We start from the raw sequence: 25,765 nt of genomic DNA on the forward strand, positions 1-25,765 counted from the left end.
GGGCTGATCTCCTGCACGCCGGCCGGCGCCATGCTTTTGGTACGTTCGATCCACGGCGAAGACCTGTCGGGGCTGAATGCCGTCGTCATCGGCCGTTCCAACCTGTTCGGCAAGCCGATGGCGCAATTGTTGCTCAATGCCAATGCGACGGTGACGACGGCGCATTCGCGCACGAAGGATTTGGCAGGTGTTGCCCGTAGCGCCGATATCCTGGTCGCGGCCGTTGGCCGTCCGGAGATGGTGAAGGCGGATTGGGTGAAGCCAGGTGCGACCGTCATCGATGTTGGCATCAACCGGATCGCGGCACCGGAGCGCGGCGAGGGCAAGAGCCGGCTGGTGGGCGATGTCGCCTATGCGGAGGCCTCCGATGTCGCCGCAGCGATTACGCCGGTTCCGGGCGGTGTGGGTCCGATGACGATCGCCATGCTGATGGCCAACACCGTCATCGCAGCCCATCGCGCTGCAGGTAAGAAGCCGCCGAAGTTTTGAGGGCGAAATACCATCCGGACGGTCAAGAAAAACCCTTCGGATCGGCTTGCCAAGGCGCGAAAGACGATTATAGTCAGGAAATAAATATTCCGTAGAAGAAAAAGAGGGAACGAAATGGCATTATCATGGCGTTTCTCCGCCTTGGCGGACCGGCACCGTGCTCTCGGATCGAAACTCGAAGACTGGAGCGGCATGGGAACCGCCTGGACCTACGAGAAGGACATGTCGCAGGAGCATGTCGCGATCCGTACCAAAGCCGGCATCATGGACGTTTCCGGGCTCAAGAAGGTGCATCTGGTCGGGCCGCATGCCATTGCCGTGCTCGACTATATCACTACCCGGGATATGTCGAAGATCTATCCCGGCCGCTCGGTCTACGCCGCGATGCTCAACGACCGCGGTTACTTCACCGACGATTGCATCGTCTACCGCACCGGTCCGAATTCGTGGATGCTGGTACATGGCTCGGGCTCTGGCCACGAGGAAGTGCTCAAGCAGGCGGCCGGCCGCAACTGCGCTGTCCTCTTCGATGACGATCTGCATGATCTGTCGCTGCAGGGTCCCGTTGCGGTTGACTATCTCGCCAAGTACGTGCCCGGCATCCGCGACCTCAAATATTTCCATCACATGCAGACGACGCTGTTCGGCGCGCCCGTAATGATCTCGCGCACCGGCTATACCGGCGAGCGCGGTTACGAGATCTTCGTGCGTGGCCAGGATGCACCGATGGTCTGGGACCGCATCGTCGCGGAAGGTAAGGAGATGGGGATCATTCCATGCTGCTTCAGCGTTCTCGACATGCTGCGCGTCGAAAGCTACCTGCTGTTTTATCCCTACGATAACTCGCAGATGTATCCTTTCGCGGATCAGCCGCCCGGCGACAGCCTCTGGGAGCTCGGCCTCGACTTCACCGTCAGCCCCGGCAAGACGGGTTTTCGCGGCGCCGAGGAACATGCGCGCCTCAAGGGTGAGGAGCGTTTCAAGATCTTCGGCATGCTGATCGATGCAAACGGTCCGGCCGATCTCGGCGACGAGGTCTATGCCGACGGTAAAAAGGTCGGCGTCATCACCTGCCCCTGCTATTCGAGCTTGACGAAGAAATCGATGGCGATCGCCCGCCTCGATGTCGATAAGGCCGTGCAGGGCACGGAGCTGGAAGTGCGTGGCAAGAGCCTGAAGGCGAGCGCGATTGCCCATACGCTGCCGTTCGACGACCCGGAAAAGAAGAAGAGGACGGCCATCGGCTAAGGAGGCGCGCTCATGCTTGTCGAAGGCATCAAGAGCCGACCGGTCTACAAAGGTCTCTCCATCCAGCCGCATGCCCGGCGGCATCTGTTCGCGCTGGAAGGCGAGGGGGCCAATGCCCTCCTCGACCAGACGGCCGGGCTTGACGATACCATCCTGTCGCGCAGCGAAATCCTCTATGTCGCGCGCGGTTCGCAGGGCAGAGGCCATGATGAGGCCCTGCGCCGGCTCGGCGTCGACATGTTCTTCACGGCGCCGACCATTGCGACATTGCTCTTCCGCCTGAAGGGCTCGCTTGCAACGGCGCATATGGGCACGCGGCTTTATATAGCCGGCACCGAGGGCTTTATCGGCCAGGCAATGATGGTGGCGCTCGACTACGGCATGGATCATGCCTCGATCATCACGGAACATCGCGGTTCCCTGGCGCGCCGCGTGCAATGCGTCCACTGCAAGGGCATCACCGACGATGTCACGCATAGTCCTTTCGCCTGCGGCCATTGCGGGCTTCCGCTATTGGTGCGCGACCACTACTCGCGTCGTCTCGGCGCCTTCCAGGGCGTCAACATCGATGCGGAAGAGCCGGGCACGGCGCCCGATCCAGAGGAGTTGTTCCTGTGAGCGGTGGTACGGAAATTCCTGTTCGTGTCGCGAAGGTGACGCCCGTTGCCGACCGCATCAAGCGCTTCCGCTTCGAACGTCTCGATGGCGCGCCGATGCCTTATTTTTCCGGCGGCGCCCATGTCATCGTCTCGATGAACGACGAAGGCCATGTTCGCCGCAATGCCTATTCGCTGATGTCCGCGCCGCATGATTGCTCGGCCTATGAGATTAGCGTGCTGCGCGTCAAGGACTCGCGCGGCGGCTCCGCCTTCATGCATGAGAAGGTGCGGGAGGGCGACGAGCTCAAGGTCAGCTATCCCGTCAATCTCTTCCAGCCGGACTGGCGCGGCCGCAAGCATCTGCTGATTGCCGGCGGCATCGGCATCACGCCCTTCATTGCGATGATGCAGCAGTTCTCCCGCGAGGGCGCGAATTTCGAGCTGCATTATGCCGTGCGTTCGCTTGATCGCGGCGCTTATTGCCAGGAGCTTGTCGAGCAATATGGCTCGCAGCGGGTGAAGATCTATTGCGACGCCGATCGCAATTTCATGCCCGTAGCCCGTCTGCTCGAAAACCAGCCGCTCGGCACGCATCTTTATGTGTGCGGCCCGGCCGGCATGATTGACGGCGTGTTGAAAACGGGCGTGGAGGCTGGCTGGCCGGAACAGAACCTGCATTCCGAACGCTTCCTGTCGTCGCAGCCCGGAAAGCCTTTCTCCATCATGCTGACGCGGTCGGGCAAGACCGTTCACGTCGGCCATCATGAGAGCATGCTGGAAGCGATCGAGGCTGCCGGTGTCGATGCGCCCTTCCTCTGTCGCGGCGGTGCCTGCGGACAGTGCGAGACCGGTGTCGCCGTCTGCGACGGCAAGCTTCTGCATAATGACGTCTATCTGACCGACGAAGAAAAGGCCGCCGGCCGAAAGGTGATGATCTGCGTTTCCCGTTTCGAAGGAAGCGCGCTGCATCTCGACCTTTAGGCACTCAACCGATATCCAGGAGAACGGACATGGCAATCGCCTTCAAGCAGGAAACGTTCAGGGACGATTTCAGCTACCGCAACAGTCCGGAAAATATCAGGCGTTTCCCGTTCCCCTTCGATCGTGACGAATACATGTATTCCGTCAACATGGAGCCGCATGTGAAGGGGCGGAAGAATACGATCTACGAAAGCCTGATCGACGTCGATGAGCACTATGTTGCCGAGATGCACGACCGGGCTCTGGTGCTGAAGGAAGATCCGCTGCGCTATCAGGCGCTGCCGCATATGATGACGGCGCAATGGGATACGCTGGAACTGCTGATGGAAGAGCAGGCGGCCGGCTATCCCGAGCATTTCACGCTCACCAAGAACGGCGACCAGTGGCGTTGGATCAATCGTCCTCTTGGCATAGACGACACCTTCACCTTCGGTGATGCATCGACCCTGCCTTACGAACCCTTCGAGTACATCACGCGCCAGGCGCAGGGCGATTTCTGCATCGTCGACCAGCGCGACGGCAATCTCTGGATGGATGCCGGCATGGTGACGACCCAGGCCGATTGGTCGCTCGATTTCGATATCGGCATGAATTTCATGGAGTGGCACGGGCCGGTGCCGCTTGCCCACCAGATCGGCGTCTTCGACCGTGCGCTCAAATTCCTTTTGAACCTGCAGCTGGGCAAGCCGACGCGCCGGTTCAATTGGACGATGACGATCAATCCGCGCCTCGATACCAGTCCTGAAAACTATCCGAAATGGGGTCCGGACCGCACCACGGTGACGCCTGAGAATGTCGGCGAGAAGGTGCATCTGCGCGTCGAGCTGCAGAGCCTGTGGCGCCTGCCGCGCTCGAACGCCATTCTCTTCGTCATCCGCTGCTATTTGATGAACATGAATGAGCTGGTGACCGTGCCGAAATGGGCGCGCCGTTTTCCGCGCGTGCTGAAGACGCTGCCGCCCGAGCTCATCGACTACAAGGGCCTGACGCGCTTCCGCCAGACCACGATCGACTGGCTTTCGCGATATGACGACGGCGCGCCGACCAGCCCCGGCATCTTCCCGGATTGATGCCGGACGCCACGCCGAACTTCTGCATGCCATAAGAATTTCGATAGAATCGAGAAGGGGAATGCCACATGACACGAGTTGCCGTTATCGGTGCCGGCCCTTCGGGCCTTGCCCAGCTAAGGGCCTTTCAATCGGCTGCAAAGAAGGGTGCTGATATCCCGGAAGTCGTCTGCTTCGAAAAGCAGGCGGATTGGGGCGGCCTCTGGAATTATACCTGGCGCACAGGCCTCGATGAATATGGCGAACCGGTGCATGGCAGCATGTATCGTTATCTCTGGTCGAACGGCCCGAAGGAATGCCTGGAATTCGCCGATTATTCCTTTGAAGAGCATTTCGGCAAGCCGATCGCCTCCTATCCGCCGCGCGCCGTACTTTGGGACTATATCAAGGGCCGCGTCGAAAAGGCCGATGTGCGCAAATGGGTGCGCTTCAGCACGCCGGTGCGCATGGTGCGCTTCGATGAAGAGACGAAGAAGTTCACGGTGACCGCGCATGATCGGCCTCAGGACCGGATGTATGACGAGGAGTTCGATTATGTCGTCGTCGCCTCAGGTCACTTCTCGACGCCGAACGTGCCCTATTTCGAGGGCGTGAAGACCTTCAACGGCCGCGTGCTGCACGCGCACGATTTCCGTGACGCGCTGGAGTTCAAGGGCAAGGACGTGCTCCTCGTCGGCCGCAGCTATTCGGCCGAGGATATCGGTTCGCAATGCTGGAAATACGGGGCGAAGTCCGTGACGACGAGTTATCGCTCCAAGCCGATGGGCTTCAAATGGCCCGAGAATTTCGAGGAGCGGCCGCTGTTGACGCGTCTTGAGAACAAGACGGCCTATTTCCTCGACGGCTCATCGAAGGAGGTCGACGCGCTTATCCTCTGCACCGGCTATCAGCATCATTTCCCCTTCCTGCCGGATGATCTGCGTTTGAAGACGGCAAACCGCCTCTGGGCCGACCATCTCTACAAGGGCGTGATCTTCGACAAGAATCCGCAGCTCTTCTACATCGGCATGCAGGATCAGTTCTATACCTTCAACATGTTCGACGTGCAGGCCTGGTGGGCGCGCGATGTCATCATGGGTCGCATCAAGCTGCCGCCGGAAGCGGAACTGCAGGCAAACTTCGACAAATGGCGCGCCCGCGAAGAAACCCTCGAGGATGCCGAGCAGATGATCTGGTACCAGGGCGACTATGTGAAGGAACTGCTCGCCGAGACGGATTATCCGAGCTTCGACATCGAAGGCACGAATAAGACCTTCATGGAGTGGGAGCACCACAAGGCTGAGAACATCATGGGCTTCCGCGACCACGCCTACCGCTCGCTGATGACCGGCAACATGTCGCCGACGCATCATACGCCCTGGGTCGATGCGCTTGACGATTCGATGGAGGAATATCTGCGCAATTGATCCGCGGTCACTTCCCCACCTAACCGGCAAGGGAGGCGAAGAGCAGCCCTTGTCGGCTCTTTTGTGCGTTGAGACGAAACGAGTTCATCCGCAACCTTCTCTTCGGGCATGGCTTCATGGATTTTCAGACAAGCGTTCTCGGCCGTATGGCGGGTTTTCTTTATCGCTGCCGGGCAGACGAAAACTATACGATGCTTGAGATGACCGACGGCATCGAGCGCATTTTCGGCTATCCCGCTGACGAGATCATCGGCAACCGCGCGCGAACCTTTACTTCGATCATGTGCGAAGAGGATATCCCGCTCATGGACGAGCTTGTCGGCAAGGCGCTGGAAAGCCGCACGGACTGGACGATGGAGTATCGCATCCGTCATCGCGACGGCCATTTTCTCTGGGTAACGGAGACCGGCGGCGGCGTATGGGATGAGGCCGGGGAGCTTCTTTATCTCGAAGGCAGCATCCTGAATATCGAATCGCTCTACCAGCGTATCGACGAGCAGACCGCCGGCATGCGGGTTACCGCGTCCAAGACCAATGAGATCCTGCAGTCCCTGCGCTATCTGAAGCTTCTTGCCGTCAATGCCGGCATCGAGGCTGCAAGAGCGGGGACGGCGGGATCGGGCTTCGCTGTTCTGGCGGCCGAAATGCGTTCGCTTGCAAACTCTTCGGAAGAAGCTGCGCGCGCGATTTCGAGCGCGCAGAGGAAAGCGGATTAGGATCGCGGTCGCGTCTTCTGCGGGTCGTAATGCGAAAGCGGCACGATGACGGCGGGAAGCCGCTTCTGTTGGCCATCGAGTTTGCCAATCTCAACCTTGGTGCCGACCCCCGCATGCGTGACATCAACCCGGGCAAGCGCAATGGTTTTGCCGAGGATCGGCGACCGTGTCGCGCTGGTGATCACGCCGATCTGCGCGCGGCCGATATGGATGCAATCGCCATGTCCCACGGCTTCGTTGGCCTCGATGTCTAGACCGACCATCAGGTGGCGCGGATTTTCCTTCCGCCGTATCAACGCCTCGCGACCGATGAAATCGTCCTGCTTGGATTTCAACGGGACAGTGAAGCCGATACCGGCCTCGAAAGGATCGGTTTGATCGTCGAATTCGTGATGGGCAAAGACTAGGCCCGCCTCGATACGCACCATATCCAGTGCCTCCAGGCCCATCGGTTTCAGCCCATAGGGTTCACCGGCTTTCCAGACCGCATCAAAGACAATTGCAGCATCCTTCGGATGGCAGAAGATTTCGTAGCCGAGCTCGCCGGTATAACCGGTGCGAGAGACGACGACCGGTGCTCCCTCGAAGTGGCCGATGCGGCCGACCGCGAAACGGAACCATTCGAGCTCGCCGATCGTCGGCTGGCGCGGCGCCGTCCAGATGATCTCCTTTAGGATGTCGCGGCTCTTCGGGCCTTGCAGGGCGATATTGTGCATCTGGTCGGTGGAGGAGCGCACCCAGGCCTTGAAGCCCTTCTTCTCCGCCTGCTCGCGCAGCCAGATGCCGCTATAGTCATCGCCGCCGATCCAGCGGAAGTTCTTGTCGCCGAGGCGAAACAACGTGCCGTCGTCGATCATGCCGCCGTGTTCGTAGCACATGGCGGAATAGACCACCTGACCGGTCGATAGCTTGCGCACATCGCGCGTCAGGCAATATTGCAGCAATTCCTCCGCATCCGGTCCCGTCACCTCGAACTTGCGCAGCGGCGAGAGATCCATCACCACGGCGCGTTCACGACAGGCCCAGTATTCCTCGACCGGTCCTTCCGAGGAGAAGCGGTTCGGCAGCCAGAAGCCACGATATTCGGTGTAGTCGCGCGTCAGGGCGGAGAGGCGCGGGTGAAACGCGGTCTCCCGCGTCAGTTCGGGGTCGGCATCAGGGGTCATGCGATAGGCCACCGCTCGTGTGAATTTTTCTTTGCCTGAAAAGGTGCGGACATGGATATCGGTCGGGTCCCAGCCATTGGCCGCATCGATGTCATCAGGGCAGGAGGAGGAGACGCAGACGAGATCCGTCAGTGCGCGCATCAGGACGTAATCGCCCGGTCTCGACCAAGGTTCGTCGAGATAGAGCTGGTTATTGTGATCGACATTGGTGTTGTAGAAGTAGTTGAGCGCCTCCCAGCCCTTTCGTCCGGCAATACCATAGGGCGCGAGCGCTGCATTGAAATTGTCCGTGCAGTTCACGTGACCGGGATAGCCCATGTCGTCGTAATAGCGCGAATTGCAGGCCGTTGCGAAGGCGTCGTGGCGGCCGACCGTATCCTGCACGATTTCCACCAGCGGCTCGAAATCGCGGTCGAAGGCCTTGGACGGCAGGCCGGGAGCTGGATAGCTGCGGCCAAGAAGGGTGCGGGTCACTGTAGAATCGAGTGCAAGATCGAGTCCCTTGTCGACCTTGCGGGCGGAAAAGGCCTGAAAATCCGTGCATTGCCGGCCATAGACATCGATGATCTGGATATATTCGCCGGCGCGAACGAAGTAGGCCGAAGCGGTCGCTGCCCGGATGCGAATGTTCTCGATCGGGTCGGCGAGCGGTTCGGGCAATGCGGAGGCATAGTCTCGCAGGATCGTCGTACGGCGGATCCTGACCTCGATTGGTGTTGCCGTATCCTGCGCTTCCGGCGACATGGCCATTCCTGGCGCACAGGCGACAAGCAGGCCTTTGGTCGCGATCGTGAATTCCGCGGTACTGCCTGCCGGAGAAGAGGCGCCGAAGAGGCGAAGCGCTGCCGCAGAGGCCAGATCGGCCCCACGCCGCTCCAGCGCCATCCTGACGCGAACCGCACTTTCATTCCCCGAGGAAAGAATGGCTTTGAGACCTGTCGCCTCGCCGGTGAATGCCGACCCTAGGCCAGCGGATTGAAAGCGGCCCTTCTCGTCAAGGAAGGTCAGCTCGCAGACCTGCCCGCCTTCGCTATCCGCCACCGAAATCCGATCGCCAGGTTCGACGCGGACGACCAGCGACCCACCGCCCTTGCAGCGATAGCGCTCAGTGTCCGGCGGCAGCGCTGGAATGCCCGGATAGCGGATAATGCTCGCGGAGACGGGCCGTATTCCGGCTGCTGATGGATGGAGATCTCGCATAGAGCCCTCTCGGGAAATGAGGCGTGTCGGACACCGGAATCATGCTGACAAAATGCCGTCTGAAAGTAAAGGGATATTGACTAAAAAGAAAATATCTTCACTATGTATAAAGGGCATGCATCTGGAAATCCGCGCGCAGACTCGGCTTACGAAAACTTCCAGCAAGCCCCGCAATGCCATGGGAGGCACGTTCAGGGAGACGTACGAGAGATACGTCCGGAACAAAATGGGGAATATCACCGATGACGGATATCGTGGACGCCGGCGCTTCCGCCGGCACCGAAGGTAAGCTTATACGCGCGCTTGACTGGAAGGGCGCGTTCTGGGTGGCTGCGGGCGTGCCGCCGCTTGTTCTCTTCTCCATCGGCGGCATCGCCGGCACGACGGGCAAGCTTGCCTTCGTCGTGTGGATCATCTCGATGATCATGGGTTTCCTGCAGTCTTTCACCTACGCCGAAATTGCCGGCATGTTCGGCAACAAGTCCGGCGGCGCCTCGGTCTATGGCGCGACGGCCTGGCTGCGTTACTCGAAATTCATCGCGCCGCTTTCGGTCTGGTGCAACTGGTTTGCCTGGTCGCCGGTGCTGTCCCTCGGCTGCGCCATTGCGGCAGGCTATATCCTCAATGCCTTCTTCCCGATCCCCGCGGCGGACTCACAGGCTGTGCTCAGCTGGATCAGCGCCCATGCGACGTCGATCGCCGCCGATAGCCCGCGTGTTGCCGAATACATTGCGGCCCATGCCGGTACATCGCCCGACGATGCGGTAAAAGCGCTGCTCAGCGCCGATGGCGTTGCAGCTTTTACGCCGCCCATCCGCAACTGGTCTCTCGTCAGCTTCAACATTCCTTTCCTCGCGACCGCCAATATCAACGCCACCTTCTTCATCGGCGGTGTCCTGATGCTGATCATCTTTGCGATCCAGCATCGCGGCATCTCCGAGACGGCCAGCGTGCAGAAGTGGCTCGCCATCATCGTCCTCGTGCCGCTTCTGATCATCGGCGTCTATCCGATCGTCAGCGGCCAAATCCTCTCCGCCAACGTGACCGGCCTGCTACCGCCGACAGCGGCCTACGCTGCGACTGACGGCACCTGGAGCAATGGCGGCTGGACGCTTTTCCTCGGCGGCCTCTATATCGCCGCCTGGTCGACCTATGGCTTCGAGACGGCGGTCTGCTACACGCGTGAGCTGAAAAACCCGAAGACGGATACGTTCAAGGCAATCTTCTACTCGGGCCTTGCCTGCTGCGTCTTCTTCTTCCTGGTGCCCTTCGCTTTCCAAGGCGTGCTCGGTCATGCCGGCATGCTGGCGCCCGGCATCGTCGATGGCACCGGCGTTGCCGAAGCGCTCGGCGGCCTGATCGGCGCCGGCCGGATCGTTACGCAATTGCTCGTCATCCTGATGATCCTGGCACTGTTTCTTGCGATCATGACGGCAATGGCGGGTTCCTCGCGCACCCTCTATCAGGGCTCGAAGGACGGCTGGCTGCCGAAATATCTCGATCATGTGAACGAGAACGGTGCGCCGACGAGAGCGATGTGGACGGACTTCGCCTTCAATCTCTTTCTTCTCGCCATTGCCTCCGACACGAGCGGCTATTTCTTCGTGCTTGCCGTCTCCAACGTCGGATACATCATCTTCAATTTCCTCAACCTCAATTCCGGCTGGATACACCGCATGGACTCCGGTCATGTCGAGCGCCCGTGGAAAGCGCCGTCGTGGCTCATCGGCCTTAACACCGTCCTTGCTTTCGTCAATGCGCTCTTCCTTGGCGCTGGCGCCAAGGTTTGGGGCTATGCCAATGCGCTCTGGATCGGTTTTGCCTTTGCGGCCCTCATCCTGCCGGTCTTTGCCTACAGGCATTATGTTCGCGATGGCGGCAAGTTCCCGGCCGGTGCCATGGATGATCTGGGCCTTGTCGGCCAGGATCTGGGTGTAAAGAAGGCGGGGATTCTGCCCTATCTGGCGCTTGCCGGCGGCCTTGCCATCGTGCTGATTGCCAATTGGGTTTTCCAGCTGCCGGCGTAGCCGCATCTGGTCGAAGACGAGGCCTATGCTTGCAAGTCCGGCCTGGCGACAGGCCGGATTTTGTTATGGGATCAATGCTTTTAACGCTGATCGTCCGATCATTCAGGTGCGACGATGAGGGCGTCGCCGATCTCGGCGTCTTCTTCTGGTCGGCTGCGCTGCCGTGCCAATCGCAGAAGCGTGGCCACCAGCAGGATGGCCATTAGCCCGAGTTCGACGGCGATGGCCGTGACCCCGGCGGAGAGATAGGCGCTGGAATATTGCAGCACCTGGGCAAATACCGCCCCCAGGATCGCCGGCCCGAGACCCAGCGACACCTGCTGCATGGTTGCGAGCATGGCGCTGCCGGCGCCGGCATGTTCATGCGGCACGTCCGCCAGCCCCAGCCGGTAGAAGCTGTTGACGATCAGCGCCTGGCCGAAACCGATCAGGACTGTGGACGGAATGAGGTTGATGACGCCAGGTCGCGGCCAGACCGTTTCGAGCGTCACGATGAGCAGAGCAAGCCCGCTCATCTGGATCACGCAGCCCATCGCCAGCATGAGTTCGCGCCGTAGGTTTGCAAGGCGAGGCGTGACGAAAGCGGCCGAGACGAAGTAGGAGCCGCCAAGTGCAATCAAGGCATTGCCCGATTGCAGCGGGGTCAGCCCGGCACCTGCCTGCAAGGTAAGGGCGAAGACGAACATGAAGCCGCTCCAGCAGGTGAAGAAGAGTATGGCGATCAGCCCGCCGAATCGCATGCTGGAGATGCGCGTGAGCGACGGCGGCAGGATCGGGAAGGCGCCACGCGCCTCCTTGGAGCGCTGGATACGCCAAAGAAGTGCCACCAGCGGCAGGATCGGCACGAAGCCGAGCAGGCAAAGCCAGTTCCAGTGTAGCGACGGGCCGAGCGCGGTCGGCAGCAGGACCGACAAAGTCAGCAGCGCCAGCGTAATCATGCCCGACCAGTCGACCGGAACTCTGCCTTGGCCACGCGTTTCGGGGACATGGCGCCACACGCTGATCAGGATCAGGATGCAGACCGGCAGGTTGATGAGAAAGATACTGCGCCATCCGGAGCCGGCAATATTGGCAGAGATCAGGAAGCCGCCGAGAACCTGGCCGACGATGAAGGCGATGCCGCCAATTGCGCTGTAAAGCGAAACGGCGCGGGCGTGATCGCGTCCGGTCAGGCTGACATGGATGGTCGCCAGTACCTGCGGCACCATGAGTGCAGCCGCAATTCCCTGCAGCGCGCGCGCAACGATGAGGAAGGTGACTGATGTCGCTACCCCGCATAGCAGGGAGGCGAGGCAGAACAACAGGACGGCGAGGCCGAACATGCGCCTGCGGCCGAAATTGTCGCCGAGGCGCGCACCCATCGCCAGGCAGACGGCAAAGGCGACGCCATAGGCGGCGACGAAAAGCTCAAGTTCGGTCTCGCCGGCGTGCAGCGAGGCCGAGATGGCGGCGAGGCCGACATTGATGATGGAAAAATCGAGTTGCAGCAGCAATTGCCCGGCCAGCAGGATCAGCAGGCCGAATTGGCCAAGCCGGATTGGTGCGGAAGACATGGGGGACCTCAAAGTATTTTCAAAACTGAGTCCACAGCGTTTTACACCCATGTTAAACTGGTACAAGATACCTGTTTAGACTGGTATAAAAAGTGTCAGGCTGGAGAATGGAAATGCACGGCACGCTCGATATCGTCCCCAATCAGATGCTTTCGCGGGCACAGGAACTCGGCGAGATGTTGCGAAGACGGCGGGAATCCCTTGACCCGCAAAGATTGGGACTCGGTCGAGCAGGACGGATTCGTACACCCGGATTGCGGCGGGAAGAAGTGGCCTCGCGCGCCGATATCGGCATTACCTGGTATACCAAGCTGGAACAGGGCCGGCCGATCCGCGTGTCGCCGCGCGTGCTTCTCTCCGTCGCGCATGCTTTGGAATTCAACGAAGTCGAGACGGAGCACCTGTTCAGACTGGCCAATCTGCCGGTTCCGCCTCGCCTTGAAAATCCTCGCGTCTGCGAGCCGCTCACCGAGGCCAGCCAGCGCATTCTCGATCATCTCTGTCCTTATCCGGCTCTTATCCAGACGAAACGGTACAATATACGCGGCTTCAACGAGGCCTATCGCCGTCTTGTCGGCGTCGATCTGGATGCCCTTCCGCCCGAAGACCGGAACTGCATTTATCTGTCCCTCGTCAATCCTGCCTGGCGTGCAAGCCAGGCCGATCCCGACGAGATGCTGGCCAATATGGCAGCGCTGTTTCGTGCCTCCATGGCCGAGCATCTCGATGATCCGAGCTGGGAGCGGCAATTGGAACGCTATATGAGCGCTTCCGATCAGTTCCGCATCGTATGGGATCGCTATCAGCTCAAGGGCATCGAGAATACCGTCAAGCGTTTTCGGCTGGCGGATGGCACGGTCCTGCCGCTGCAATCCAACAATTGGTGGGCAAGCCCCAGCAATGACGACCGCATGATCGTCTACACACCCGTCGACGAAGCCGGGGTGGAGAAGCTGAACGCGATGATGAAGCGCAAGCGGTCTTGCTGAGCGGCGGCCTCCTTCAGATGCCAAGATCGAGCTGAGGCTGTGATCTCCCATTGTCGGCATCTTCGTTCGTCAAAGACGAAAGCGTGATGCCAAGCAGCCGGATCGGCCGGGCAAACGGGTGGACGGTTGCCAAAAGCGCCGAGGCTGTCTCAAGAACAGCGCCGCCGTCTGCGACCGGCAAGGAGCTTGTCCGACTGCGTGTCGCCTGGGTGAAGTCCGAATATTTGATCTTCACGGTCACCGTCTTGGCGCTGAAACCGCCTGTTTCGCAGTAGCGCCAGACCTTCTGTGCTAAGGGCCGCAACTCCGCTGTCGCCAGCTCGAGATCGTCAATATCCTCGGCGAACGTATCTTCCGCGCCAATGGATTTGCGGATCCGGTCGGGCTTTACCTGGCGCTCGTCGATGCCGCGGGCGATACCGTAGAAATATGGGCCTGCCTTTCCGAAATGCTCCTGCAGGAAGGCGAGGGATTTCGACTTCAGGTCTAGCCCTGTTTCGATGCCGAGTTTGTGCATCCGCTCGGCGGTCGCTGGTCCGACGCCATGGAATTTCTTGACGGGAAGCGTTTCGACGAAGGCCGGCCCGTTCTTCGGCGTAATGACAGCCTGACCATTGGGCTTATTGAGGTCACTTGCCATCTTGGCGAGGAACTTGTTGTAGGAAATGCCGGCAGAAGCATTGAGACCAGTGACCTGCTTGATCTTGGTCCGGATCTCCAGCGCGATCTCGGTGGCGATCTCCATGCCCTTGTGGTTCTGGGTGACGTCGAGATAGGCCTCGTCGAGCGAGAGCGGCTCGATAATCGAAGTATATTCGGCGAAGATTTCGCGGATCTGCTGCGACACTGCCCTGTAGACGTCGAAGCGCGGCGGCACGAAAATCAGGTCCGGGCATTTGCGCTTCGCCGTGACCGAAGGCATCGCCGAGTGAACGCCGAAGGCGCGGGCCTCGTAGCTTGCGGCCGCCACGACGCCGCGCGCCGCCGACCCGCCGACCGCAAGCGGCTTGCCGCGCAGCTCGGGATTGTCTCGCTGTTCGACCGACGCATAAAATGCATCCATATCGACATGGATGATCTTCCGAACAGGGTTTGTGTTGGTGTCGTTCATGGCGATCTCGGTCATCATGCTGCAGGTTCAAGCATGGACCCTTCAATTATAGAATCTGAAACAAATACAGAACATATCATCCCTGATCACGATATCAAACCGGCTCCGTTGTCGTGCCGGAGAGATGCGGGAAAATCGCTCTGTGACAGTCATTCGCAAGTGCCACCTTGGAGATGCCTTCGAGGCTTCTTATCTCTTGTCTATCCCCCAATACGGAGCCTCAAGATGGGCCAAATCGCAACCGAACCCCTTTCCGACCTGCCGATGGAAATCCTTCCGCCCGAGCATGACGAGGAATCTCGATCTAACGGAACCGCGTGCCTATGCTGCCGAAGGCAGCGAGCGGCGCGGAAGATGGATGAGGATGGTTGCGGCATATGTGACGAATGCCTGGCGCCATGACGAACGACGCGCTGCTGGCGTCCGAATTGTCGGACTTCGAACATGCGCTTGCGAAGCTGTCTGACGGCTATTCGGAGGGGCGCTTTCAAGATCGCCCCTGGGGTGTGACGGTCAAGCGATCGCCTGACGGGAAGCGAGTTTGGCTCTATGGCGAGGAGCTTGGCGGGACCGATGTCGTCAGCTTCAATCTCTATGTGCTCTCCGGAGCCAGCCTCACCCTCAAGCCTTGCGAAATGTCCTCGTCGAAAGTCGTGGATTTCGTGCTGGGTTTCAGGCCAGCTCAAACGCAGCCGGTATAAGCCCCCTTTGCTTCAGCGGGTGGAGAGCGGCGGCGGAGGCGGCTGCGTGGTTGAGCCGGGACCGAGCGAGCGCTGGACCATCACGGTGTCGGCCCAGCGGCCGTAACGATAGGCAACCGCCGGCAGAAGGCCGACGCGAACGAAGCCGAAGCGTTCGTGCAAGGCGAGAGAGGCCGCGTTGTCGGCATCGATATAGCCGATCATCTGCCGGAAACCGGCCGCGGCACAGGCGTCGATCAGTCCGCGCATGAGCAGGCTCCCGACGCCTTGGCCAACATGGTCGTGATGCACATAGATCGAATGCTTGACGGTATAGCGATAGGCCGGACGCTTGCGGAACAGCACCACATAGGCATAGCCGACGACCTTCTCACCCTCGATCGCAACGACATGCGGGAAGCGTTTGTCCTTCAAATTCTTGCGCCGTTCGCGCAGATCGTCCGGCTGCGGCGTATCGCTATCATCAACTCCGGCCTCGACGCCGCGGTGAATATGGCGGCGATAGATTGCCAGCATGGCATCGACGTCGCTCTCCCGGGACGGGCGAACGATGATTGTTTTATCCTGCTTCATGTCCGAACCTGAATTCCAAGCCTATTCCGCGACGACGTAGGTATAGAGCCGGATTTTGCCGGCTGCATCAATCTCGCGATAGAGGCCTTGAATCTCCACCTCGAAACCGGGGAAGGTGTTGAAGCAGGTTTCAAACATCTTGAGATAGTCGATCATGGGCTTTGCCTGCTCCGTCAGGCGCTCGCCCGGCACGATGGTCGCAATCCCCGGAGGATAGACGACGAAGGGCGTCGTTGCGATGCGGCCGGCAATGGCGTCGATCGGCAGATAGTCGACATCGTTGCGAACAAGGCAACGTGCGGCATCGTGCGGCGACATGGCGATCGGCGGCAGGTGTTCGGCGGAAAACTGCTTTGTCTGCAGCGCGCTGACATCGGCCTGGCGGAAGAAATTGTGCATCTCAGCGCAAAGATCGCGCAGGCGCACGCCCGCATAACGGCCCGGACGGCGGCGATAGAATTCCGGAATTGCCTCTTCCAGCAGCGCATTGTCGTCATGAAGCTTCTTGAAGGCGACAAGGCCGCTGATCAACGTACCGGCCTTGCTGGCTTCGACACCGGGGGTGAGGAGGAAGAGCAGCGAATTGAGATCGTTCTTTTCCGCGACGATACGGTTTTCACGCAGATATTGCGCGACCACCGGCGCCGGTATGCCGTGTTCCGTGTATTTCCCCGTCCGACGATCAAAGCCCGGTGTCAGCAGGGTAAGCTTGTTCGGGTCCGTCATGGCAAAACCCGGTTCCATGCCGGAAAAGCCGTGCCATGCCGCATCGGGCGTCAAGTGCCAGAAGGCGGGATTGGTGGCGAGTTGGTCGGTCGCGACGCTTTCCCACGACACGTCATGCACTGCGCCTGGGCTCGATACATCCGGGATCGCAACGCGATCCGGCACGAAAGGCTCGAAGAACCAACGGCGTTCGGGACGATGCTCCTTCTCCTCGAATTCGCGACGCACGGCGCGGATTTTCTTGCGCAGCTCGATGCCGAGACGGATCGTGTCGTCCCAAAGCACTTCGCCCGAGCGCCCCTTCATCATCTGCGCGCCGACGTCGAGCGAGGCGAAGAGCGGATAGAAGGGCGATGTCGAGGCGTGCTGCATGAAGCTTTCGTTGAAGCGTCGGTGCTCCACGCGGCGCTTCTGGCCAGTGATGTGCCTGTCCTTCATGTGGATCTGGGAAGCCTGTGAGAAGCTTGCCAGCTGCTTATGGGTGGATTGCGTGGCGATGATGCCCGGCGCATCCGGCCCGAGGTCGGAAAGACCCATGGCAAAGCGCCCGGCATAAAGCGGATGAAACTTCATGAAGCCGGCCCAGGCCTCGTCGAAAAGGATGTAATCGCAGAGATGTCCAATCCGCTTGAGAATCATCTCGGCATTGTGGATGGTGCCGTCATAGGTGCACTGTTCCACGACCGCGACGCGGAACGGGCGAGGCTTCTTGTAGGCTTCCGGATCTTTCACCAGCGGATGGGTGCGGATGCGCTCGCGCAGCGCCTCCTCGTCCATTTCAGCGAAATCCATGGGACCGATCAAGCCATAGAGATTGCGTCTGGTCGGCAGATAGACCGGAATGCCGCCCGAGATCATCAGGGCGCCGTGATGGGCGGCCTTGTGGTTGTTGCGATCGAACAGCACGAGGTCGCCATCGGTGACGAGCGCTGAGAGCGCGACCTTGTTGGACGTAGAGGTGCCGTTCAACACGAAATAGGTCTTCTCGGCGCCGAAAATCTTGGCCGCTTCCTTTTGCGCGGCAAGCGCCGGCCCTTCGTGGGTTAGGAGGTCGCCGAGGTCGAGCACGGAATTGTCGAGGTCGTCGCGGAAGACCGCCTCGCCCAGATGCTCCATGAAGACGCGGCCGATGGGGCTGCGGCTGTAGAAGATGCCGCCGTTGTGACCGGGGCAGGTCCAGAGGTGATTGCCTTCCTCGGCATAATCGACCAGCGCACCGAAGAAAGGCGTCTTCAGCGTTTCGGCATATTGCTTGAGCCGGCTGATGAGGCTCTTTGCGATGAAGGCGGGCGTTTCTTCCGACAGGAAGACGTAGCCGTCGATAAAATCGAGCACTTCGACCGGCACATCCTCGAAGCGCTTGCGCCGGATCAGCAGGATGATGGGAAATTCGAGGCCGCGCCGGCGCATGAGGTTGATAAGCGAAGCCGTCTTGCCTTCAAGACCCTTCTTGCCCCAGTCGACCAGCATGCAGCCGATGGCAGCATCGGTCTGTACGGCGATCTCGGCGTCTTCGAGATTGCGCGCGCGCACCACCTCGAAACCGGAGCGTTCGATCTCCTCGACGATCTGATTGTAGCGGGCACCCTCCAGATCCTCATTGTCAAAGGTTGGCGTCGCGAACAGAAAGTTGAAACGTCTGAAATAATCCATCTGGGTACCCGCTCCTGATTTGGCATGAGGTGTCGGCGTATTTCATGACATGGATGTGACAGAATAGAGGACGTCCACTGCGGTTCGGATGTTCTCCTAAATCGGCAATATTACCGTTTGGCCGGTGACCTCAGTTTCGGCTTTTAGCCAGAAGCGGTCTGATGTCCCGGGTAGTTCCGTCGGTCAGCCCGAGATCGGTGACATGCGGGCCGGGATTGCAGGCAAGGCTTGCTCCGACGACTGCCTTGAAGGTGCGAATGGGCGGCATCCAGTCAGCGATCGCATCGGCTGCCGCGCGCAGCTTGGCGAAATCATCGGCCACGTCCTTTGCGGGCGCATCCGACAGCAAGCCGCAGACGGGCAGGGGCAGAACGGCTGTAACCCTGCCACCGGCGGCCGTTGCCATGCCGCCGCCAGCCTCGATGACGGCATTGGCTGCCGCAGCCATGTCCGCGGGGTCGCGGCCGAAGACGGTAAGATTATGGCTGTCATGCGATATCGTCGTCGCAAGCGCGCCGCGCCAATGGCCCCAGTCTTCCAGGATGCCGATCACGGGCGTCGGGTCCTTTCTTCCATGGCGGTGGATGGCCGCCATCAGAAGCATGTTATCAGGCAGAACAAGCTTGCCGTCTTCGACCTTGACGGCTGCCTCTCCCCATTTTGTAAACCGCGGGCTGACGACGGTGTTGACACGAGCTTCGGTCATACCAGGCAGAGTGATGGTGAAGTCGGCGGCAGAAAGCCTTCCGAGTTTTACGGTGTCGCGATAGGCATCCGAGGACACGCCCTTGCCGCTTCCAATAAGATTGCCGTCTCTGGCAACTTCACGCCCCGATGCATAGACGCGGTCGACCACGATCCTTTCCAGATCGGAGAGGATGACGATGTCGGCGCGGCGGCCGGGCGCGACCAACCCCAGATCATAACGGTTCAACCACATGGCGGCGTTAAGCGTGGCGGCGCGGACGGCATCGACCGGCTTCATGCCGTAGCCTATGAGGCGCCTCAGAACCGATGACATCGCGCCGTCATTCACGAGATCGTCGGGGAAGACGTCATCGGTGCAGATTGTCAGCGTTTGCGGCAGATGAGGCAGCTTTTTCAGAGCCTCGATCACGCCGGGCAGGACATAGTCGTGGGAACCGCGTAGCTCGACGGTAAGGCCCGCCCGCAATTTCGCCAGCAAGTCCTCGCCTGAGGTGAGTTCGTGATCGGATTGGATGCCTGCGGCAATAAAGGCCTGCAATTCCGCGCCTTCGAGGCCGCGGGCATGACCGCAGACGCGCTTGCCGCTCGCAAGTCCGGCTTCGACGATACTGCGCATCGGCTCGCTTCGCTCAAGGACGCCGCGCATGTTCATTACTTCGGCGACGCCGGAAATCTCCGGCCAGCTCAGCATGGTCGACATTTCGCCCGAGCGGAACTCCGCGCCGGCAAGTTCCAGGCCGGGCGCCGAAGGCACGCAGGACGGCGCCAGTGTCAGGAAGCGCAGCGGCAATTGCCGTGTCTCCTCAAGCGCCCAGCGAATACCATCAAGGCCAGCGACGTTGCCGATTTCATGCGGGTCCCAGCAGACCGTCGTCGTGCCCTGGGGAACGACCGTTTCGGCATATCGCCTCGGCGTCACCATCGAGCTTTCGACGTGCATATGCGTGTCGATAAATCCGGGCGTGATGAATCGTTCCGAAGCGTCGATGGTCTGCTTTGCGTCCCTCCTTGTCCCCAAGGCGTGGACGCTTGCGATCAAGGGGCCAACAAGCCCGATATCGGCCGGTCTCATTTCCGAGGTCGCGACATCGACGAGCGTTCCGCCGGTAATCAGCACATCGAACGGCTCAAGCCCCAACGCCGCCCGCACGGCACGATCGCGCAGCTCGGACGAATGGAGGTCGTAGGGTTCATTCGGCATGTCTGCCTCCCTTGGCAAAGGCGGATGGGTGCGCGGTGGATTGCCGTAAGACAAGTTCCGTTGGAAATATTCGGCTGGTATCAGTTTCTCCGGCAACGAAGGCAAGCGCGTGGTTCGCCACCGTTTCCAGATCCTGTCGAACTGTCGTGAGCGGCGGGGAGACGATTTGAGCCCACATCAGATCATCAAAGCCGGTGAGCGACATGTCTTCCGGAATGCTGCAGCCTCTATCTTTGACGGCGATGGCAAAGCCGATGGCGAGAGCGTCATAGGCGGCGGCGCAGGCTGTAAAATGGCGGAGATCGAGTTCGCGTCCGAGGACGCTGCCGGCTTCGAAAGTCGCATCGCTATGTCGCAATGCCGGTTTGACGCCGGCCTGGCGGAAGATGTCGCACATTCCCTCGACGCGCTCGCGTGCCACCAGCGAATTTTCCGGGCCGGCGAGGATGAGAAGCCGGTTATGACCGAGCTCGAGCAGATGGCGGGCGATGAGACGTCCACCCTCGCGATGATCGCTGGCGGCGACATTGCCTGTTGTGGCGGCGCTGTCGATGACGGCGACCGGCACCGGGACATCCGCCGGCGCAATCGTCGTCCCGCGCGTCGGTATCACGATCAGCGCATCGACGCCGCGGGTGATCATTGTCCTGATTTCGAATTCCTGCTGCTGCGGATCGCCCTGACTATCACCGATCAGAACGGCAAGACCGCGCCGCTTGGCGGATCGTTCGATGGCCTGGGCAAAAGCGGGAAACAAGGGTTGGCCGATATTCGGAACCAGCAGGCCGATCGTATTGCTCTTGCCGGTGCGCAGAGCGCGGGCCGTATGGTCAGGCACATAGCCGAGCCTGTCCGCTTCGAGGCGAATCTGCTCCGCCAGGGCTGAAGACACCCGCCCCGTGCCACGCAGGGCATTCGAGATCGTTGCAGTGGAGACACCCAGCTTGATCGCAATTTCCCTGATCGAAGAGGTGCGTGTCTGGCTCATCCAGGAGTTCGTTCCGATTTTCGTGATTAAACGATTAATCAACGCGGCACGCTTTTGCAAGAGTATCCTGTTGCTGAGGGAGAAAGCAGGCTCCTGCAATATCGGCGCCTGCTGCCGTTGCGGATGATGTATGGCGTTCAGCCTATCTGAATTGAAGCTTCAGACGGCAACCAGATGGCCCGGTGAGACAGCTCGATACTCGCGCGGCTTGACCAGGTAATCGACGGCCCGGATCGGGCTCTTCAACTCGTCATTGGCACCTGCGCGCTTCTCGCGCCGCCGGTCGGGGTCCGGCACCGGAACGGCGGCCATCAGCTTCTTCGTGTAGTCGTGCTGCGGATTGCCGAAGACGGCGGCGCGTGGGCCGATCTCGACGATTTCGCCGAGATACATGACGGCGACACGATGGCTGACGCGTTCGACCACGGCCATATCGTGGGAGATGAACAGGAAGGAAAGGTTGAGGCTCTGCTGCAGATCGAGCATCAGGTTGATGACCTGGGCCTTGATCGACACGTCGAGCGCGGACACGCTTTCGTCGGCGACGATCACTTTCGGCTGCAATGCCAGGGCACGGGCGATGCAGATGCGCTGGCGCTGCCCGCCGGAGAATTCATGCGGGTAGCGGCTAGCCATGTCAGACGTCAGGCCGACCTTGTGCAGCATATCGGCGACGATCTCTTTCGCCTCCCTTGCCGTTCCCATCCTGTGTTCGAGATAGGGTTCGGCGATCGCCTGACCGACCGTCATGCGCGGATTGAGCGAGGCGAAGGGATCCTGAAAGATCATCTGCACGGATTTGCGCATCTCGCGCATGTCACGCTTGCCAAGCGAGAGCACGTCGCGGCCATCGACGATGACGGAGCCGGATTGCGGCTCGATCAGCCGCATGATGGCGCGTCCTGTCGTCGACTTGCCGCATCCGGATTCACCGACAAGCGACAATGTTTCGCCGGCGAAGAGATCGAAGGAGACGTTTTCGACCGCATGCACCCGGCCTCTGAGTTTTCCGAAGAGGCCCGAATGAATGTCGAAGCGCTTGGTGAGGTTCTTCACCTGCAGAACTGGTTTTTCTCTTGCCACCGTATCGGGCATCTCGGCAGGCGTGTCGGACTCTCCCGTTGCCGCATTGACGACGGGAAAGCGCAGCGGCTGTTCATAGGATTGCATCGAACCGAGCACCGGCACGGCCGACAGCAGCGCGCGGGTATAGGGATGCTGGCCACGATGGAAGATGTCCGCCGTCGCGCCCGTCTCCACCTGCTCGCCGCGATACATAACGACGATGCGATCGGCGATTTCTGCGACCACACCCATGTCATGCGTGATGAACAGGACGGAGGTTCCTTCCTCCTCCTGCAGCATCTTGATGAGATCGAGGATCTGGCCCTGGATCGTGACGTCGAGGGCGGTGGTCGGCTCGTCGGCGATCAACAGTTTTGGCTTCGAGGCGAGCGCCATGGCGATCATGACGCGCTGGCGCATGCCGCCGGAAAAGCGGTGCGGATATTCGTCGAAGCGCGAGGCGGCTGAGGGAATGCGGACCTTTTCCAAAAGCCGGATCGTCTCGGCCTTGGCATCCGCCGCCGACATATCCTTGTGGCAGAGCAAGGCTTCGGAAATCTGGTCGCCGATGGTGAAGAGCGGATTGAGTGATGTCATCGGCTCCTGGAAGATCATCGACACGTCGTTGCCGCGCACCTTGCGCATCTCATGCTCGGGAAGCGAAAGCAGGTCGCGGCCACCCAGCATGATCGTGCCCTCGATGCGGCTTGAATCGCTCTGCAGCAGCCGCATGATCGATAGCGAGGTGACGCTCTTGCCAGAACCGCTCTCGCCGACGATCGCCACCGTCTCGCCTGGTGCGACCGAGAAGGAAACGTCGCGCACGACGGGCTTCCATACGCCGTCCACTATGAACGAGGCGGTGAGGTTCTCGACGGAGAGAATGGGTTCGGCGGCCTCTGTTGCCGTTACCTGCGACGTGCCCATGGTTGTTTCCTTCTTGCGATCCGTGCCACAGCTCAATCCGGCCAGTTCAACATGCCGTCGAAGCGGTGCCGGCTGCGGTTCTCGATCGGCGTCGCGATGATCTCGTTGGAGGCGCGGGCATTGTCGAGCTCCTCGGCAAGCCGGGTCGCGACGATCGTCTCCTGGCCGGGATGCAGGTTGCATGGATCGAGATAGAAATAGTGATGCTCCACCTCGTGGTCCCGCACAATGACGGGCGGGTTGCCGCGGGCCAGCGCCGCCGCAAGATCCCAGGCGGTGATATGCGCCTCGGGCGCCGAGATGATGACGCGCATGCGGTCGAGCGGGTTGTTGGTGGGATCGGGTTCGATCAGGGCGGTGACACCGGGGCGGCCGTCGAGAGTTCGCTTCCATAGGTTCAGATAACCGGTCTCGCGTTCGCGGATGCCGGCATGGTCGCGCTTTTCCCAGGCCTCCAGCGCCGCCATAGTGCCATAGATGCTTTCCTTGCCGACCTTCATGCCGCGACCGATGCCCATGTTCTGCAGGAAGGCGTTGCGCACCAGTTCCTTCCTGCCGGCAACGATGCCGGAAGTCGGGCCGCCGAGAAACTTGTGGCCGGAATAGAGCACGATGTCGGCGCCCCGAGCCAGGAAGAGCTCGAGGTCATATTCCGACGCGGCATCGACGATAACTGGCACGCCCTTGGCGTGCGCGATCTCGACGAATTCGGTCAGATGCAGCAGGCCGTAATCGACCACGTGATGGGATATGACATAGACGGCAGCCGCCGTCTTCTCGCTTATGGCGTTTTCCATGTGGAAGCGATGCGTCGATGTTGCCTGACCGATCAGCACGACCTTGCCGCCCGCAAGGCGGATTGCCTGATCCACCGGAGCGCCGTAGCTCACCACATGGCCCATTTGCACGATGACTTCGTTCTTGTCTGGTGCGGTATCAGGCAGTTTCTCTATGGCAAGGAGGTTGTTGCCGGTAATGGCGCCGGCGACGGTGAGGCTAATGCCCGAGGAGCAGGATGCCGTGACGAAGCCGGCCTCGCTACCCGTCAGCCGCGCGATGACCGCGCTGGCCTTGCGCTGGAGGTCGTTGATCTCGACGAATTGCGGCAAGATCGCCGCCATTGCCGCGATGGCTTCGGGCACGACGATCGATGCGCCGAGGCTGGTCATGGTGCCTGATACATTGATGACGGGCCTCAGGCCGATCTTGCTGCGGATATCATCGGACATTCTATCTCTCCAAAGTGATGACTGCCGATTGTCATCGACAGCTATACCATAGTAATGTAATAGCTTCTCGAAATCTCACGAGGAGCGTTGATTTGGACGCCAAGACCCTACCCACCGCACTCCCTGAAGACGCCGATTCGATCGGGGAAGCGGAAACGAAAGGCGCGCGCCGTTCGCGCGTGAGCGGCATCGACCGCGCGCTGCAGGTGATCGATTATCTCTATGAAACCGGCGCGCCCGCTGGCGCTTACGCGATTGCCAAGGCGATCAAGGCGCCTCTTTCGACCGTCTACGTGATCATCGACGACCTGGTCGAAAAGAACATGCTCGGCCGCAATGCCGACGGTTCCGTCTGGCTCGGGGCGCGCCTTTACCACTATGGCCTCGCCTATGCCCGGTCGCTGGATTTCATGAGCGTCGCCACGCGCGAGATGCACGATCTTTGCCGGCAGGCGAGCGAGACGGTACAAGTCTGCGGCCGCGACGGCGACAACATGCTGGTACTGGCGATGGCGGATGGGCCAAGCCATTTCCAGGTCGCCTCCCGCGTCGGAACCCGCGTGCCGCTCAACTGGACGGCCTCCGGCCGGCTGTTGGTCGGCCATCTGCCCGAAGAGGAAAGGATCGAGCTTTTCAAGCGCTGTGCCCGCACCTCGCCGACCGGTCGGGCCGAGGTCGATGCCCACGTACTTTCCGATGCGGCGGGCAAAGCCTTCGAGGAGCGCCTGTCCATCCAGGTGGCGGAGTCCGATTATGCGGTCGCCTGTATCGCCTCGCCGGTCGTTGACCGGGATGGTCAATGTGTCGCGACCATTTCCATCGTGCTGCCCGAACAGAAAGTCGTTTCCGACGGTAACCGCTACGGCGAGCAGGTGCGCGCGACTGCCGAGCGGATCGAAAAGCTGATGGGCTGGCGCAATCACTGAATTCGTCCTTCTCAGTCGTTGAGTGAGATGATCGCTTCGATCTCGACCGTGATATTGCCGGGAAGCGAGCCGAAGCCGACGGCCGAACGGGCATGCTGGCCCGCCTCGCCGAAGACCTCGATGAAGAGATCAGAGCAGCCGTTGATGACGCTCGGATGGTCTTCGAAATGCGGCACGGCATTGACCATGCCGAGCAGTTTCACCACCCGCTTCACCCTGGAAAGGTCGCCGAGCGCACCATGCATGACGGCAAGAAGATTGATGCCCGTCAGCCGCGCATGTTGATAGGCCCGGTCAACGCCGACGTCACCGCCGACCTTGCCGGAATGGAGGTGGCCGTCCAGCTCCCGCGGCCCTTGACCCGAAAGGTAGAGCACGTTGCCTTCGCGGACATGGGTGACGAAATTGGCGATCGGCGGCGGCGGCGGTGGAAGCTCGATGCCGAGCGCCGCCAGTCGCTGGTAAGGTGTTTGCGCTGCTGAAGCGGCCTGTGTTGGGGACGTGTTCACGTAT

20 protein-coding genes and 1 pseudogene are annotated in these 25,765 nt (G+C 60.5%); 11 read left to right on the forward strand and 10 right to left on the reverse strand.

The window, feature by feature from the left end:
* The 7 genes and pseudogenes from FHT73_RS12060 to FHT73_RS29715 form a co-directional block, all read left to right on the forward strand.
* Window positions 1-489: pseudogene (locus tag FHT73_RS12060) on the forward strand (bifunctional methylenetetrahydrofolate dehydrogenase/methenyltetrahydrofolate cyclohydrolase); the annotation flags it as partial.
* 114 nt (window positions 490-603) lie between these two features.
* Complete coding sequence (locus FHT73_RS12065) at window positions 604-1,737, forward strand: aminomethyltransferase family protein (RefSeq protein WP_112611082.1); 1,134 nt, start codon at window positions 604-606, stop codon at window positions 1,735-1,737.
* Between the two features lie 12 nt (window positions 1,738-1,749).
* The gene (locus tag FHT73_RS12070) at window positions 1,750-2,355 is read left to right on the forward strand and encodes a dimethylamine monooxygenase subunit DmmA family protein (RefSeq protein ID WP_112611084.1); all 606 of its coding nucleotides are present in this window, start codon (window positions 1,750-1,752) and stop codon (window positions 2,353-2,355) included.
* Window positions 2,352-3,317, forward strand: a complete 966-nt coding sequence (locus FHT73_RS12075; RefSeq protein ID WP_112611086.1) for a PDR/VanB family oxidoreductase — start codon at window positions 2,352-2,354, stop codon at window positions 3,315-3,317. The genes FHT73_RS12070 and FHT73_RS12075 overlap by 4 nt, the downstream gene beginning before the upstream one ends.
* A gap of 29 nt (window positions 3,318-3,346) precedes the next feature.
* Window positions 3,347-4,387: a DUF3445 domain-containing protein gene (locus FHT73_RS12080; protein ID WP_112611088.1), complete on the forward strand. Its 1,041-nt coding sequence runs from the start codon at window positions 3,347-3,349 to the stop codon at window positions 4,385-4,387.
* A 68-nt stretch (window positions 4,388-4,455) separates the two neighbouring features.
* Entirely contained in the window at window positions 4,456-5,793 is a 1,338-nt protein-coding gene (locus FHT73_RS12085; protein WP_112400068.1) for an NAD(P)/FAD-dependent oxidoreductase, read from the forward strand.
* Between the two features lie 116 nt (window positions 5,794-5,909).
* Entirely contained in the window at window positions 5,910-6,509 is a 600-nt protein-coding gene (locus FHT73_RS29715) for a PAS domain-containing protein (protein WP_112338234.1), read from the forward strand.
* On the opposite strand, the gene FHT73_RS12095 is transcribed toward FHT73_RS29715, so the two are convergent.
* A complete protein-coding gene (locus FHT73_RS12095) occupies window positions 6,506-8,875 on the reverse strand; it encodes a DUF1989 domain-containing protein (RefSeq protein ID WP_183711859.1) in 2,370 nt (789 codons plus the stop codon). The genes FHT73_RS29715 and FHT73_RS12095 overlap by 4 nt on opposite strands.
* Before the next feature lie 242 nt (window positions 8,876-9,117).
* Between FHT73_RS12095 and FHT73_RS12100 the strand changes: the two genes are divergently transcribed.
* Window positions 9,118-10,902 (forward strand): APC family permease, encoded by a 1,785-nt coding sequence (locus FHT73_RS12100; protein ID WP_183711860.1) that lies wholly within the window; start codon window positions 9,118-9,120, stop codon window positions 10,900-10,902.
* A 98-nt stretch (window positions 10,903-11,000) separates the two neighbouring features.
* Here FHT73_RS12100 and FHT73_RS12105 read toward each other — a convergent pair whose 3' ends face one another.
* Entirely contained in the window at window positions 11,001-12,455 is a 1,455-nt protein-coding gene (locus tag FHT73_RS12105) for an MFS transporter (RefSeq protein WP_183711862.1), read from the reverse strand.
* A gap of 113 nt (window positions 12,456-12,568) precedes the next feature.
* Between FHT73_RS12105 and FHT73_RS12110 the strand changes: the two genes are divergently transcribed.
* Window positions 12,569-13,444: a helix-turn-helix transcriptional regulator gene (locus FHT73_RS12110; protein ID WP_112400072.1), complete on the forward strand. Its 876-nt coding sequence runs from the start codon at window positions 12,569-12,571 to the stop codon at window positions 13,442-13,444.
* A 13-nt stretch (window positions 13,445-13,457) separates the two neighbouring features.
* Here the strand turns inward: FHT73_RS12110 and dinB are convergent, their stop codons facing one another.
* Window positions 13,458-14,555, reverse strand: a complete 1,098-nt coding sequence (gene dinB, locus FHT73_RS12115) for a DNA polymerase IV (RefSeq protein ID WP_183711869.1) — start codon at window positions 14,553-14,555, stop codon at window positions 13,458-13,460.
* 386 nt (window positions 14,556-14,941) lie between these two features.
* On the opposite strand from dinB, the gene FHT73_RS12120 reads away from it, so the two are divergent.
* Complete coding sequence (locus FHT73_RS12120) at window positions 14,942-15,256, forward strand: hypothetical protein (protein WP_112611098.1); 315 nt, start codon at window positions 14,942-14,944, stop codon at window positions 15,254-15,256.
* Between the two features lie 12 nt (window positions 15,257-15,268).
* On the opposite strand, the gene FHT73_RS12125 is transcribed toward FHT73_RS12120, so the two are convergent.
* From FHT73_RS12125 to FHT73_RS12150, 6 genes are all read right to left on the reverse strand, one after another.
* Window positions 15,269-15,829 (reverse strand): GNAT family N-acetyltransferase, encoded by a 561-nt coding sequence (locus tag FHT73_RS12125; RefSeq protein WP_095438591.1) that lies wholly within the window; start codon window positions 15,827-15,829, stop codon window positions 15,269-15,271.
* A 21-nt stretch (window positions 15,830-15,850) separates the two neighbouring features.
* Window positions 15,851-18,208, reverse strand: coding sequence for an Orn/Lys/Arg decarboxylase N-terminal domain-containing protein (locus tag FHT73_RS12130; RefSeq protein WP_112611100.1), 2,358 nt, complete (start codon window positions 18,206-18,208; stop codon window positions 15,851-15,853).
* 130 nt (window positions 18,209-18,338) lie between these two features.
* Window positions 18,339-20,117 (reverse strand): adenine deaminase C-terminal domain-containing protein, encoded by a 1,779-nt coding sequence (locus FHT73_RS12135; protein ID WP_183711871.1) that lies wholly within the window; start codon window positions 20,115-20,117, stop codon window positions 18,339-18,341.
* The gene (locus tag FHT73_RS12140; protein ID WP_183711873.1) at window positions 20,107-21,105 is read right to left on the reverse strand and encodes a LacI family DNA-binding transcriptional regulator; all 999 of its coding nucleotides are present in this window, start codon (window positions 21,103-21,105) and stop codon (window positions 20,107-20,109) included. Before FHT73_RS12140 ends, FHT73_RS12135 begins: the two co-directional genes overlap by 11 nt.
* A gap of 159 nt (window positions 21,106-21,264) precedes the next feature.
* Entirely contained in the window at window positions 21,265-23,097 is a 1,833-nt protein-coding gene (locus FHT73_RS12145) for an ABC transporter ATP-binding protein (RefSeq protein ID WP_112611106.1), read from the reverse strand.
* Between the two features lie 32 nt (window positions 23,098-23,129).
* On the reverse strand, window positions 23,130-24,326 hold the full coding sequence (locus FHT73_RS12150) for an aminotransferase class V-fold PLP-dependent enzyme (protein WP_183711875.1): 1,197 nt from the start codon (window positions 24,324-24,326) through the stop codon (window positions 23,130-23,132).
* A gap of 140 nt (window positions 24,327-24,466) precedes the next feature.
* Between FHT73_RS12150 and FHT73_RS12155 the strand changes: the two genes are divergently transcribed.
* A complete protein-coding gene (locus FHT73_RS12155; protein WP_348648140.1) occupies window positions 24,467-25,252 on the forward strand; it encodes an IclR family transcriptional regulator in 786 nt (261 codons plus the stop codon).
* 11 nt (window positions 25,253-25,263) lie between these two features.
* On the opposite strand, the gene FHT73_RS12160 is transcribed toward FHT73_RS12155, so the two are convergent.
* Window positions 25,264-25,761, reverse strand: a complete 498-nt coding sequence (locus FHT73_RS12160; RefSeq protein ID WP_112400080.1) for a RidA family protein — start codon at window positions 25,759-25,761, stop codon at window positions 25,264-25,266.
* Window positions 25,762-25,765 lie beyond the last annotated feature (4 nt).

The organism is Rhizobium sp. BK098 (assembly GCF_014193155.1).
Lineage (GTDB): Bacteria > Pseudomonadota > Alphaproteobacteria > Rhizobiales > Rhizobiaceae > Rhizobium.

Coding starts and splice junctions, on each gene's coding strand:
- FHT73_RS12070 (WP_112611084.1), top strand. CDS start 1,750: ATGCTTGTCGAAGGCATCAAGAGCCGACCGGTCTACAAAGGTCTCTCC.
- FHT73_RS12105 (WP_183711862.1), bottom strand. CDS start 12,455: ATGTCTTCCGCACCAATCCGGCTTGGCCAATTCGGCCTGCTGATCCTG.
- FHT73_RS12125 (WP_095438591.1), bottom strand. CDS start 15,829: ATGAAGCAGGATAAAACAATCATCGTTCGCCCGTCCCGGGAGAGCGAC.
- FHT73_RS12085 (WP_112400068.1), top strand. CDS start 4,456: ATGACACGAGTTGCCGTTATCGGTGCCGGCCCTTCGGGCCTTGCCCAG.
- dinB (WP_183711869.1), bottom strand. CDS start 14,555: ATGAACGACACCAACACAAACCCTGTTCGGAAGATCATCCATGTCGAT.
- FHT73_RS12065 (WP_112611082.1), top strand. CDS start 604: ATGGCATTATCATGGCGTTTCTCCGCCTTGGCGGACCGGCACCGTGCT.
- FHT73_RS12145 (WP_112611106.1), bottom strand. CDS start 23,097: ATGGGCACGTCGCAGGTAACGGCAACAGAGGCCGCCGAACCCATTCTC.
- FHT73_RS12150 (WP_183711875.1), bottom strand. CDS start 24,326: ATGTCCGATGATATCCGCAGCAAGATCGGCCTGAGGCCCGTCATCAAT.
- FHT73_RS29715 (WP_112338234.1), top strand. CDS start 5,910: ATGGATTTTCAGACAAGCGTTCTCGGCCGTATGGCGGGTTTTCTTTAT.
- FHT73_RS12110 (WP_112400072.1), top strand. CDS start 12,569: ATGCACGGCACGCTCGATATCGTCCCCAATCAGATGCTTTCGCGGGCA.
- FHT73_RS12120 (WP_112611098.1), top strand. CDS start 14,942: ATGCCTGGCGCCATGACGAACGACGCGCTGCTGGCGTCCGAATTGTCG.
- FHT73_RS12100 (WP_183711860.1), top strand. CDS start 9,118: ATGACGGATATCGTGGACGCCGGCGCTTCCGCCGGCACCGAAGGTAAG.
- FHT73_RS12135 (WP_183711871.1), bottom strand. CDS start 20,117: ATGCCGAATGAACCCTACGACCTCCATTCGTCCGAGCTGCGCGATCGT.
- FHT73_RS12130 (WP_112611100.1), bottom strand. CDS start 18,208: ATGGATTATTTCAGACGTTTCAACTTTCTGTTCGCGACGCCAACCTTT.
- FHT73_RS12080 (WP_112611088.1), top strand. CDS start 3,347: ATGGCAATCGCCTTCAAGCAGGAAACGTTCAGGGACGATTTCAGCTAC.
- FHT73_RS12140 (WP_183711873.1), bottom strand. CDS start 21,105: ATGAGCCAGACACGCACCTCTTCGATCAGGGAAATTGCGATCAAGCTG.
- FHT73_RS12095 (WP_183711859.1), bottom strand. CDS start 8,875: ATGCGAGATCTCCATCCATCAGCAGCCGGAATACGGCCCGTCTCCGCG.